Here is a 10562-nt window from a genome sequence, read left to right as displayed (position 1 = left end):
TTCGTGATCGGCACGCCGGGCTTCACCAATACCTTCCTCACCACCGGACAGGGCTACCAGGCCAAGAACGCGACCGGCTACGACTTCGGTATCCGCCACGCTTTCTGACCTCTGACCTCTGACCTCTGACCTCTGACCTCTGACCTCTGACCTCTGACCTCTGACCTGACGCTGGCACGCGCCAGCCGAAGTTGAACGACGCTTGCCTCTCGTTCCCGAAGAGGTCGCGAATCATCCTCGTCGTGCCCGACGACGCGACTTGTTCATCAGGCAGCCCCGTGGTTCTCACATGCCCCGGTGCAACATCACTGGCGCCCGGTCGAAGGTGCGAAGCGCAAGGTCTCGACGACGCTCATGCGGGCCACGCCGCCGTTTTTCAGCGGCTCCTCGGGCAGCGTGCGCCATCGTCTTCGTCGTGACCTCGCGAACCGAACCGGTGTCAGCCATCTTGCCGCGCCGGAGCACCGTGACGCGGTCGCAATACGCGGTGAACTCGCGGAACTTGTGCGTGATCATCAGCGCGCTGATGCTACGCGCTTGCGTCATGTCGCGCGGCAGCCCAGCACCTCGTCGGCTTCCTGCGGCGTCAGCACGGACGTCGGTTCGTCCAGGACGCCGTGCACCCGGGCTCGGTGGATACCGAGTTGAACCGCAGGACGGCGACTTCGCCGCCGTGCAGAAGGCGGCCATTCCGCTCGGCCGCTATGGCCGGCCCGGAGAGATCGCGCCCGACGCTGGCCCCCAATTCACGTCAAGTACAGAGTGATTGGACAGAGCCAGCCTCTCAGGCTGGGGTACCGCGAGGATCCAGATGGTGTTGCTGAAGTCGACCTGCTGCTCCCGACTCAGCGTGCGCGAGGTGCTTCCGCATTCCAGGTCGTGGATGGAAGGAATTCGCAAGCCCTATGTCGCGCCTTTTCAGCTCTTCCTTCTGGCCAACGTGCTGTTCTTCGCCCTCAGTGGTTGACCGGCACGACCATTTTCAGTTCGTCGCTTGACTCCCATCTCCATCACCAGGACTGGAACGAACTCGCGCCATCGCTGGTGGCACGCCGGCTGATGAAAACGCACACGCCTCTCGAACTCTATGCACCAGTATTCGATCATGCGGTGGTGGTCAATGCCAAGTTGCTCATCGTGCTCATGACGATTCCATTCGGCCTGGTCTTGCCATTGATGTTCTTTCGCGCGCATCGTCCCTTCATGACGCATGAGGTCTCCTCGCTCCACCAGTACACCTTCTTGTGCTGCTGTTCTGCGTTGCCTTGCTGGCGGCCAAGGGCACCTACTTCCTCGGAGCCGGAGGACTTGCCTCGCCCTCGGTCGACAACGTGCTGAGCGCCATCAATCTCTTGGCCTGCGCGGCATACCTCTACCTGGCGATCGGGGCGGTCTACGGCGCAAGAGCCTGGGTGCGGGCACTCCAGACGGTCGTCCTGAGGCGCAACCAGCATCCAGTCCGTTCGACGCAAGTCGTCGGCAGCAAAAGGATGCGCTGCGAGGGAAAGACCGTGGTGCCGGCGAGCGCCGTCAACACCAGCCCGATGCCCAGCTCGTAGTAGGCCGGCAGCACACGGGGCGCGATCAGTCCCACTGTCACGCCGCCCATGGCGCCGCCGAGCGACATCATCAAGTAGGAGCGTGTGAGGTAGCGGCCGTCGGGCCGTCGACGTGCCAATTCGCCATGCAGGAACATGCGGAACGCGAACAGCCCGACGATGCAGATGGGCAGCCCGGTCCTGACTCGCCATCCGATGCTGTGTTGCAACCCGAAGGCGCACAGTGCAAACATGACCGCAGCGATCGGCAGCACCACCGGGCGACGGTACCACCGGTCGTTGTCGAAGGTGAGTACGAAGGAGAGTAGATAAACCGACAGCGGCAGCACCCAGAGGAAGGGGACAGGCGCCACGTTTTGCATGACGCGAGGTGGGCGCCGTGTCCAGACGTCTTCTAGCTTCAGCGATGGGGATCAATGGCAAACGACGCAACGATGGGTGCTACCGACTCAAGAACCTCGAATGCGCTGTCCGAAAGTGGAACCGGTGCGAAATCAAAGTGGCACAGAACCCCCCACGAATGACCAGCCGGGGTCACCAGAGCGGTACCGTGGTAGGAAACGATGATGTGCTCGTATGGGCGAGCAGTGAGTCTCGGGTCTTTTGATGAGTCATCCGTCCGGAAAGGAGTGCCTGGCTTGATAAATTTGGCGAAGCTCTTGTCCAGCGGCATAGCCGACATGAATGGTGGACGTCTCTTGCCCAGAGCGTCATGGAAAACCACGCTCTTCACCAGGAGGCCGGCATATCTGTGGACTGCCGTGTAACGCAGAGGCACCCCATCGTTCAAGAATGCGAGTGCACCCGCAAGACCCTGCGCCTTCAGGATCTGCGAGAACGTGTTCACGACCTGTTGGGAGGCCATGCGAGATTTTGTGTTCCCGTGCTCGGTTGCACAAGCCTCTCCGGGCCAGGGATGGTCGGCCGCGCCCGATAGGAGGCAGGGACCGGCGCAGCTACGAACAACCCCTGACGTACTTACGGCCGATGCAACTCCACAGGCTCTGCGTCGCGACGTGTCGATGCGCTTTCAAAGCTTGCCGTGGATCCGCACCGCCGAGGCGGATCAATCCGCCGCGAAGCAGTAGAACAGCCCGGCTCCTCCGGTCTTCGGCAGGTCATCCTTGCCGCAGCCCGCGGTGTTGTGCGAGGAGTTCCAAGACACCGCCCAGGGGTCCTGGCTGGGACCCGAGCGGTCGAAGTGGCCGACGATGGCCGAGCCGGCGCCGTTCTTCGTCCACTCGCCGCAGGTCATGTCGGGCTGGTTCGGATACGACGGGGGCGCGCTGCCGTCCGGTCGCGTGCCGGTGAGGATGTCGTGCTGGTTGGGCTGCTTGGAGCGGTCGTTCGCGACTGTGCCCTTCTCGCTCAGCGCGGTTTCCTTGTTGACGTTGTTCTTGTCGCCATGCAGTTCGGCGACGTTGCTTGCGATGAGCACGCCCTTCTGGTTGAACCACGGGCCTTTGCCGATGCGATCGCGCGCGTGCACTGCGGCTGTGCTGGGCGGGATGAAGCCCGTGCTGAGGTAGGCGCGCCACGCGCGACTTCCCGCACCGACGGCTGACGCCAGCTTCTGGCAATGCGCATCCGCACCCGCCAGGCCGCCCAGATTGGCGCCGTCGCCCGGATTCACGCTGGTCACGAAGAAGCTCATCGGTCCGATCTTCGGCGCGGAGGCGCAGGACACGACAAGGGCGGCCACAGACGCGGCCGAGACGACATACATCAGGCGATGGGTGGGGCGCATTTGCAGTCTCCGGTGAAACGGCCAATAGCTTACGTTTGGGCAGCAACACTATTCCTCGGGGGTTACCCGAGCGACCGGCGCTCAGGTACTACGCTTCTCGGACGCACACTTTTCGGGAGTGGATCAGCGCCGCCGGCACCGCTCAATCTACTCGCGGCCGTGCGGGTTCGACAGCTCGCCCAGGCGGTGCGTCATCGGATCGGCCTTCGAGCGCGCGGCCTCTGGCAAAGGCGACGTCCATTGTTGGACTGTATGGTGCGTGTTGCGAGTTGGAAACATCCTGTCCCGCACCGTGGGAGGCAACGAATTCGCCCACGGATCGATTCTCCCGTGGTTGCCTAAACAAGCTTTAGCAACCGCTTCGCATTGCCCTTCAGGATGCCGGGAACGACTTCCGGCTTGAAGCCCGCCGTCTCGAAATCGGCTAGCCATCGATCAGGCGAGATCAGCGGCCAGTCGCTCGCGAATAGCACGCGGTCCTTGAGTAGCGTGTTCGCGTATTGAACGAGTTGCTTCGGAAAGTACTTGGGACTCCATCCCGACAGGTCGATCCAGACATTGGGCTTGTGCGTCGCCACGCTGAGCGCCTCGTCCTGCCACGGGAAGCTCGGGTGCGCCATGACGATCTGCATGTCGGGAAAGTCGATGGCCACGTCGTCCAGGTGCATCGGGTTGCTGTACTCGAGTCGGAGCCCGCCGCCGCAGCGCATGCCGGACCCCATGCCGCTGTGCCCCGTATGGAATACCGCGGGCAGGGCGAACTCGTTGATCACTTCGTAGATTGGCCACGCCATCTTGTCGTAGGGATGGTAGCCCTGCATCGTGGGGTGGAACTTGAAGCCTTTCACGCCGTGCTCTTCGATGAGGCGGCGTGCCTCCCGCGCGCCCATCTTTCCCTTGTGCGGATCGATGCTGGCAAAGGCGATAAGAACGTCGCTGTTCTTTTTCGCGGCTTCAGCGATTTCCTCATTGGGAACGCGACGGCGCCCAAGATTCGACTCGGTATCGACGCCAAACATTACCAGCCCGATCTTGCGCTCCCGGTAGTAGTCGATGCTTTCCTGGATGGTCGGGCGCCGACTCGACTTGAAGTACTTGTCGGCAGCGCGGTCGTACTCCTCCCCATAGTTGTCAAAGGGGTTCCAGCAACTGATCTCCGCGTGCGTATGCGTGTCGATCGCGATGAGGTTTTCATGATCCATGAACGGTCTCCACGTAGGGTAAATACTTATCAAACATAACCATAGCCAACTTGAACTAGTTATGAAACATAACCATAATTCGAACCACTGCAGGACGCCAACCATGACCAACACTGACATTCAACTCGACTACCGCGACGACGTGGCGATCATTCGCCTGACACGTGAAACGAAACGCAACGCCCTGTCCGACGGCCTCATCCTTGCGCTTCGCGACGCCTTCGAGAAGATGCCGCCCGCCATTCGTGCGGCTGTAATCGACGGCGAAGGCCCGCACTTCTGTGCTGGTCTCGACCTGAGCGAACTGAAGGAGCGCGACGCGGGGCAGGGCATGCAGCATTCGCGCATGTGGCACGCAGCGCTCGAACTCGTGCAGCATGGCCCGGTGCCGGTGATTGCCGCGCTGCACGGCGCGGTGGTTGGCGGTGGGCTGGAACTCGCAAGTGCCTGTCATATCCGCGTGGCGGACACCACCACCTTCTATGCTTTGCCCGAAGGCTCGCGTGGGATCTTCGTGGGCGGGGGCGGCTCGGTGCGCATCCCGAAGCTCATCGGCGTGCCCCGCATGACCGACATGATGATGACTGGCCGTGTCTACAACGCAGAAGAAGGCGAGCGCGCAGGCTTCGCGCAGTACCTTGTTCCCCAGGGAAGCGCGTTCGACAAGGCCTTCGAACTCGCCCAGCGCGTCGCCAAGAACGCTGCGTTGACCAACTACGCATTGATGCACGCTTTGTCGCGCATCGCCGAGCAACCCGCGGACCAGGGCTACTTCACCGAAGCCCTGATTGCCGGTATCGCCCAAAGCGCGCCCGAAGCCAAGGAGCGCGTGCGCGACTTCCTCGAGGGTAGGGCCGCCAAGGTCGCCGCCAACGTCTGATCGTCAACCCAAAGCGCCACGGCGCCAGGAAAAACAACTTGGACGAGACCACACTTCTTCCCCGCTATCGGCCGCTGGAATTCGGTATCACGCGCGGCGTCCTGCACCAGGGTGCTCCGGGTGTGCGTTACCTGGAAGCTGCGGTGCAACTGGGCGACCACGCGCAGCGCATGACCGATCGCCTGGTGCACTGGGCCACGGTCGACTCCGCGCGCACCTTCATTGCAAGACGTGCCCGCCACGCCGACGGCAGCACCGGGGACTGGGTTCGCGTGAGCTACGGCGAAGCGTTGCGAAGCGCCCGCTCCATTGCGCAGGCCTTGCTGAGCCGTGGCCTGTCGCCCGAGCACCCGGTGATGATCCTCAGCGAGAACAGCATCGAGCACGCGCTCATCGCCCTGGGCTGCCTGTGTGCCGGCATTCCCTATTGCCCGGTCTCGCCGGCTTACTCCACGGTCAGCCAGGACTACGACAAGCTGCGCCATGTCGTGGACACCCTGACGCCGGGTTTCGTGTTCGCGACCGACGCCGGGCGCTATGGCCGCGCCATCGCGACGGCGATTCCTGCCGATATCGAAGTGGTGCTGGCAGAGGGGACGATCGAGGGCCGCGCCACCACATCGCTTGCGGAATTGCTCGCAATACCCCGCGACGCCGGAGGTCGATGCCGCGATGGATGCCATCGGCCCCGACACGATCACCAAATTCCTTTTCACCTCGGGCTCGACCAAGCTGCCCAAGGCGGTCATCAACACGCACGGCATGTGGTGCGCCAACCAGCAACAGATGCGCCAGTCGATTCCATCGTTGCAGGAAGAACCACCGATCCTCATCGACTGGCTCCCCTGGAACCACACCTTTGGCGGCAACCACAACGTCGGCCTGGTGCTGGACAACGGCGGCACCTTCTACATTGACGATGGCAAACCGACGCCTGGCGCTCAAGCGCCGTGCGGCAGAGGCCGACGCGCCCTGACAGCCGTTGCCATCTTCGCCATCGGGCAGGTCGGCAATGCAGTCGGTCCGCTGGTCGTCGTGGTGTTCGTTGCCGGCACGCTCATGAACATGTCGCAGTCGTCATTGCCGGCGTTGGCTGCTGCGTTCTACCCGACGCAGGGGCGCGCAACGGGCGTCGCCTGGATGATGGGAATCGGCCGCTTCGGCGGCATCGCGGGCTCGTTCATCGTGGCCGAGCTGTCGCGTCAGAACGTAAGCTTCACCGACATCTTTGCAATCATGGCCGTGCCTGGCGTGATTGCTGCGGTTGCATTGGCAATCAAGCAGTTCGCGCACCCCGCGGTTGCAGCCGACAGGTCACTCCGGGTCGAGGTCCTTGGACACTGATTTGGTCGCTCCCGTCAAGGGGGCGGTATTGAAAGTCGGGCCAGTGGCACGGGGTGATGCGGCACAAGTCATCGAGATCGAGGGGTCGCTCGGTGAGCAGCATGGGCTTGATGGCGATCGACTCGTATTGAGTCGACCAGACCGCTGTTCGTTTCGTTGAGCGCGTCCGCCAGTGCCTCGCGCAGCCCCTGGAGCATGTCTTCCTGGGCGGAGCGCGAGCAGAAGTTCCAAACGGAGGGAACCATGGCGAGCCACGGGGCGAAGCCGAGTTGCCAACGCAGCCACCGGTATTCCGCGTAGGTGTTGTCGAAGGTCATGTCGGCTCGCTCCTCTGCTGGCTCAAGCGGACGATGTACACCCTCCGACGCCCGCCCCTTGTCAGTCGTGGGCGACAGTCGCTTGTCGGCCTGGGACCACGACGGGCTACGTTGTTGTCGAAGCCTCGATACAGGCCGCCAGCGAAGGCAGCGTTGCCATCTGGACCTTCGACGCTGGCCCACGTCAGCCCGATGCAGTTCGAGCGAGACTGGATTGCCAATCAACAAAGGCAAGCCAACTCATGAACTCCGCTACGGGATACGGATTCCCGGGTTCGCTCGCCCGTCACGATCAGCGCAGGCCGATGGGCCAACTCCATGCCGTCACTGCGACAAGGGTCTTGAGCCGTCGGCAGGCAGAACGATGACCGAGTCGCCGTCAGGCGAAGTCACGGTGGTGGAGTCACTCAATGGCGGGGGGGTGCCTTGCGGAACGACGACGACTGCGCGGCCGCCTGGCGAAGTGACGTCCTCCGAGGGAGGAAGTCCGCGTTGGGCCCGGTCCCACGCCATCCCCGCATCGCGCACGCAGGCATCGCGTTGCGGGCGCGGCAGACTGCCGCTGTTGCAGTACGCCATGGTGCGTTCGTAGCGCGCCATCGCCGCGTCGATGTCGGTCGATTGTGCGAGCGCGACTGCGCTCGCCATCAGGGCGGCGCAAGAAATTGCCGCATTCATATGGCTATGAGTCATGGTGCTGCTCCTCGGTTTGGGGTGACCGGTAATCCAGGGTGAGGCAAGTCAAGCGGCCTGATCTTCATTGTCCGCCTTGGCGGGTGGCGAAAACCACTTCTCCCTTGGCACGACCTTGGGCGTCTCAGGGTCTCCCTCGTAGGCCGGCGTCACGATCGACACTCCGTACTCGTTGAAGACATCGAGGATATTTCGGTGCAGCGCCGAATAGAGTTCATGCATGCGCCGCGGATCGTCGCAACCGACATTGAGTTCGTAGATGATGGCGAAGTCCCCAAGCTTCGTCTGCAACACGAAGGGCTTGGGTGCGGCCACAAGACCTTCGGTGCGGTGTGCCGCTTCCAGCAGCATCGCTTCAACCTGACGCCACGGCGTGTTGTAGCCAATCTGTACCGAAGTGTGCAGCAGCAGGCCATCCTTGCGCGCCAGGGTGGTGTAATTGACCACGTGGCTGTTGATGATCTGCGAATTGGGGATCACCACCTCCTCGTTCTTCATTGTGCGCAGATGTGAGACCTGCAACCGCACGGCGGTAATCTCGCCCGTTACTTCGCCGATCTTCACGCGATCGCCGACGCGAAATGCACGGCGGTACGTCATCATGTATCCAGCAATGATGTTCGAGATCGCACCCGATGATCCCAGCGAAAAAACGACGCCGAGGAACAGCGAAACGCCCTTGAAGGCTGCCGAACTCGACCCTGGAACATAGGGATAAGCGATGACAAGCGCAAACGCAATGATGGCGAGCCTGACGATCTTGTAGGTGGGCATCGCCCACTCCGGCTCGAAGTTCTGAAGCTTTACCCTGCCTTGCTCCACCGCGTCGAAGAAGAGACGGACGATTCGCAGCGCTGAGCGAAAGATGAAATACAGGATGGCGAGGAAGATCAGGTTCGGGATGGCGGCAAGAAAATCCCTGCCGAGCGTCGTGAGCGGAGTGACGACATGCTCGAGCAGCGCATTGCCGACGCCGATGGTCCACGGAAACAAATCCAGCACGTAGACGAGCCAGGCGAAGGTCAGCGCCAGCAGCACGAGCAATCCGACGAACTTGAGAATCCCGGAAAGAACGGCGCGGATGTGCTCGGCACGCACGATCGCAAAAGACTGAAAGCCCAGCGTCTGAACGCGCGGGTGCAAGGCATGCTCGATACCTCGGCGCAACCGGATCGTGAGCCATACCGATACCGCCGCCGCGACGAGGAACAACACCGTCGCGGTCAACGCGAGCAACGTGGCGTTCCTGACGCGCTCAGGGCTTCGAGCCACGCGATAGTCGATGATCGCGCTGCGTACGCGATCTTCAGCAGCGCCTGCGAGCGCTTCAACGGTCGTTTCAGCGGCCTGCGCGTCTGCGTCCGACACCACCATGATGCGCGCCGGCCCGGCAAAGATCGCTGTCATGCCCGCCACGGTTCCCGTGCGTACGAACGCAGGGTCGATGCTTCGGTCACGCGCGGCGGCCTCGATCCGCTTGGCGATGCCCGCGGCTCGCTCCGACGCCGGAAATCCGAGCGGGCTGCGCACAACGAACAGGGTCGCCCCGTCCATGACAACCGCCGCTTGCTCGAGCGCCTGCTCCGGGCTGTCCGGGTTGGCGGCGACCGCGCCCGATGCCGAAGTCGCGAGCATTGCCACCGCCGTCGCCACAGCGATGCGACACGCGATGTAGCTCATCATTCAAGAATTCCAGAACTCGATCAGGAACGAGAGCATCGCCAGGGCCGCGGCGGCGGCGACGTGTAGCGAATGAAGCCGACCGGAATTTCGCCCAGCAAGAAGGCTGCCACGGCTGCGACCAAGGATCCAGAAAATGGTGTGGCTCATGGTGCATCGAGCCCGAGCCCGGTCGCGGAACGCTCGCGACGAGCAGCTGGCTCCAGTGGCTACTGTTGCGGAACGATTCGAGCGCTTTCGCCGGTACCCTCGATGTAGACCCGCTGGCCGACACGAAGGCCCGGGTTGACGGGTTGCGATACGGAAACCAGCACGCCGCTGCCGGTGCGCACGACGATCTGCTGTCCCGGCGTCGGCTGGTCGTATTTCTTCTGGACTTCATTGCCGGCCACCGCACCGCCCACGGCGCCCAGCACCATGGCCACGTCGCGCCCGGTCCCGCCGCCGATGAGGCTGCCAATGCCCACACCCGCGAGCCCCCCGACCACTGCGCCGATGCCTGCGTGATGGTTGCTCTGCAACTGCGTTGGCGTGATCTGCTCGATGGTGGCCCGTCGCACCTCCATCGCGCCAGGCTGGGCGCCTGGTGTGGCGCAGGCTCCAAGCGCAAGGGTCAAAGCCAGTACGCCGATTCGGGGAACTAGGTGTCGGTTCATAAGTGCTCCTCAGGTTTTTGCACACGAGTCAGGTGCCGAAAATCGCGGCACCGAACGAGACAACGAAGACCCGCGGCGTGCAACAGAAGCGATGCCGCAAGCAGACCCCCGAGAACCAGTTCCGCGTCGGCCTTGCCCGCCAGTTCTCCGCCATGCGCGTGGCCGTGGAAGAGCCCGAACAGTCCCACCAGCAAGACCGACATCGGCGCGTCGAGGCGATGTTGCGTCATGACGCATCGGCGCGTCAAGCCGATGTTGCGTCATGCCCAGCAGTCCGAACGTCAGCAGCGAGACCGCGATCGATGACTCCACGGCGGGCAGGTGCACGCCGGCCATCCCGAGGAGCGCGCCGCCCAGCAGCATCAGCGCGAAGGCCGCGGCGAGTAGCAAGAGCGCCGCCCGCCGTGAATGACGAACAAGTTTCATGCTGTTGGTGCTTGTCGAACGGGCGTTTCGGCTAGAGCCTTTTGTCGGTGCGCGTGCA

General features: G+C 62.9%; 14 protein-coding genes and 2 pseudogenes. 3 read left to right on the top strand and 13 right to left on the bottom strand.

Going from position 1 to position 10562, the window contains the following annotated elements:
• Positions 1–285: 285 nt before the first annotated feature.
• Positions 286–546: a hypothetical protein gene (locus WKW80_RS37485; protein WP_422822988.1), complete on the bottom strand. Its 261-nt coding sequence runs from the start codon at positions 544–546 to the stop codon at positions 286–288.
• A 265-nt stretch (positions 547–811) separates the two neighbouring features.
• Between WKW80_RS37485 and WKW80_RS37480 the strand changes: the two genes are divergently transcribed.
• On the top strand, positions 812–967 hold the full coding sequence (locus tag WKW80_RS37480) for a DUF3667 domain-containing protein (RefSeq protein WP_422822987.1): 156 nt from the start codon (positions 812–814) through the stop codon (positions 965–967).
• Here the strand turns inward: WKW80_RS37480 and WKW80_RS29640 are convergent.
• From WKW80_RS29640 to WKW80_RS29620, 5 genes are all read right to left on the bottom strand, one after another.
• Positions 919–1212 (bottom strand): hypothetical protein, encoded by a 294-nt coding sequence (locus WKW80_RS29640; protein WP_340367180.1) that lies wholly within the window; start codon positions 1210–1212, stop codon positions 919–921. The genes WKW80_RS37480 and WKW80_RS29640 overlap by 49 nt on opposite strands.
• 181 nt (positions 1213–1393) lie before the next feature.
• Entirely contained in the window at positions 1394–1921 is a 528-nt protein-coding gene (locus WKW80_RS29635; RefSeq protein ID WP_340367179.1) for a hypothetical protein, read from the bottom strand.
• A 38-nt stretch (positions 1922–1959) separates the two neighbouring features.
• Positions 1960–2424 carry a GAF domain-containing protein gene (locus WKW80_RS29630; protein ID WP_340367178.1) on the bottom strand — a complete coding sequence of 155 codons (465 nt, stop codon included), beginning with the start codon at positions 2422–2424 and terminating at the stop codon, positions 1960–1962.
• A gap of 201 nt (positions 2425–2625) precedes the next feature.
• Positions 2626–3306 carry a hypothetical protein gene (locus WKW80_RS29625; protein WP_340367177.1) on the bottom strand — a complete coding sequence of 227 codons (681 nt, stop codon included), beginning with the start codon at positions 3304–3306 and terminating at the stop codon, positions 2626–2628.
• Between the two features lie 338 nt (positions 3307–3644).
• Entirely contained in the window at positions 3645–4508 is an 864-nt protein-coding gene (locus WKW80_RS29620) for an amidohydrolase family protein (RefSeq protein WP_340367176.1), read from the bottom strand.
• A gap of 103 nt (positions 4509–4611) precedes the next feature.
• Here WKW80_RS29620 and WKW80_RS29615 point away from each other — a divergent pair, with 103 nt between their 5' ends.
• Both WKW80_RS29615 and WKW80_RS29610 read left to right on the top strand, forming a co-directional pair.
• Positions 4612–5388: a crotonase/enoyl-CoA hydratase family protein gene (locus tag WKW80_RS29615; protein ID WP_340367175.1), complete on the top strand. Its 777-nt coding sequence runs from the start codon at positions 4612–4614 to the stop codon at positions 5386–5388.
• Positions 5389–5426: 38 nt separating this feature from the next.
• A pseudogene (locus tag WKW80_RS29610) lies at positions 5427–6732 on the top strand (AMP-binding protein).
• Between the two features lie 68 nt (positions 6733–6800).
• Here WKW80_RS29610 and WKW80_RS29600 read toward each other — a convergent pair.
• The 7 genes and pseudogenes from WKW80_RS29600 to WKW80_RS37475 all read right to left on the bottom strand — a co-directional run.
• Positions 6801–7049, bottom strand: coding sequence for a hypothetical protein (locus WKW80_RS29600; protein ID WP_340367174.1), 249 nt, complete (start codon positions 7047–7049; stop codon positions 6801–6803).
• 324 nt (positions 7050–7373) lie between these two features.
• Positions 7374–7742 carry a hypothetical protein gene (locus WKW80_RS29595; RefSeq protein ID WP_340367173.1) on the bottom strand — a complete coding sequence of 123 codons (369 nt, stop codon included), beginning with the start codon at positions 7740–7742 and terminating at the stop codon, positions 7374–7376.
• A gap of 48 nt (positions 7743–7790) precedes the next feature.
• On the bottom strand, positions 7791–9395 hold the full coding sequence (locus WKW80_RS29590) for a mechanosensitive ion channel family protein (protein ID WP_340367172.1): 1605 nt from the start codon (positions 9393–9395) through the stop codon (positions 7791–7793).
• Positions 9396–9425: 30 nt separating this feature from the next.
• The gene (locus WKW80_RS29585; protein WP_340367171.1) at positions 9426–9572 is read right to left on the bottom strand and encodes a hypothetical protein; all 147 of its coding nucleotides are present in this window, start codon (positions 9570–9572) and stop codon (positions 9426–9428) included.
• A gap of 59 nt (positions 9573–9631) precedes the next feature.
• The gene (locus WKW80_RS29580) at positions 9632–10078 is read right to left on the bottom strand and encodes an outer membrane lipoprotein (protein ID WP_340367170.1); all 447 of its coding nucleotides are present in this window, start codon (positions 10076–10078) and stop codon (positions 9632–9634) included.
• Positions 10075–10308, bottom strand: a complete 234-nt coding sequence (locus WKW80_RS29575) for a HupE/UreJ family protein (protein ID WP_340367169.1) — start codon at positions 10306–10308, stop codon at positions 10075–10077. Before WKW80_RS29575 ends, WKW80_RS29580 begins: the two co-directional genes overlap by 4 nt.
• Before the next feature lie 52 nt (positions 10309–10360).
• Positions 10361–10504: pseudogene (locus WKW80_RS37475) on the bottom strand (HupE/UreJ family protein); the annotation flags it as partial.
• Positions 10505–10562: the final 58 nt, after the last annotated feature.

This window comes from Variovorax humicola (assembly GCF_037889915.1).
In the GTDB taxonomy this organism is placed as follows: Bacteria; Pseudomonadota; Gammaproteobacteria; order Burkholderiales; family Burkholderiaceae_C; genus Variovorax; species Variovorax humicola.
The sequence above is the reverse complement of the archived record's forward strand: the minus strand, read 5'-3'. Positions and strand labels throughout refer to the sequence as shown.

Bases quoted from the DNA above. Each gene is read 5' to 3' on its own strand.
- WKW80_RS29580 (WP_340367170.1), bottom strand. From the start codon at position 10,078: ATGAACCGACACCTAGTTCCCCGAATCGGCGTACTGGCTTTGACCCTT.
- WKW80_RS29615 (WP_340367175.1), top strand. From the start codon at position 4,612: ATGACCAACACTGACATTCAACTCGACTACCGCGACGACGTGGCGATC.
- WKW80_RS29630 (WP_340367178.1), bottom strand. From the start codon at position 2,424: ATGGCCTCCCAACAGGTCGTGAACACGTTCTCGCAGATCCTGAAGGCG.
- WKW80_RS29640 (WP_340367180.1), bottom strand. From the start codon at position 1,212: ATGCGTCATGAAGGGACGATGCGCGCGAAAGAACATCAATGGCAAGAC.
- WKW80_RS29635 (WP_340367179.1), bottom strand. From the start codon at position 1,921: ATGCAAAACGTGGCGCCTGTCCCCTTCCTCTGGGTGCTGCCGCTGTCG.
- WKW80_RS29620 (WP_340367176.1), bottom strand. From the start codon at position 4,508: ATGGATCATGAAAACCTCATCGCGATCGACACGCATACGCACGCGGAG.
- WKW80_RS29625 (WP_340367177.1), bottom strand. From the start codon at position 3,306: ATGCGCCCCACCCATCGCCTGATGTATGTCGTCTCGGCCGCGTCTGTG.
- WKW80_RS37480 (WP_422822987.1), top strand. From the start codon at position 812: ATGGTGTTGCTGAAGTCGACCTGCTGCTCCCGACTCAGCGTGCGCGAG.
- WKW80_RS37485 (WP_422822988.1), bottom strand. From the start codon at position 546: ATGACGCAAGCGCGTAGCATCAGCGCGCTGATGATCACGCACAAGTTC.
- WKW80_RS29575 (WP_340367169.1), bottom strand. From the start codon at position 10,308: ATGACGCAACATCGCCTCGACGCGCCGATGTCGGTCTTGCTGGTGGGA.
- WKW80_RS29600 (WP_340367174.1), bottom strand. From the start codon at position 7,049: ATGACCTTCGACAACACCTACGCGGAATACCGGTGGCTGCGTTGGCAA.
- WKW80_RS29585 (WP_340367171.1), bottom strand. From the start codon at position 9,572: ATGAGCCACACCATTTTCTGGATCCTTGGTCGCAGCCGTGGCAGCCTT.
- WKW80_RS29595 (WP_340367173.1), bottom strand. From the start codon at position 7,742: ATGACTCATAGCCATATGAATGCGGCAATTTCTTGCGCCGCCCTGATG.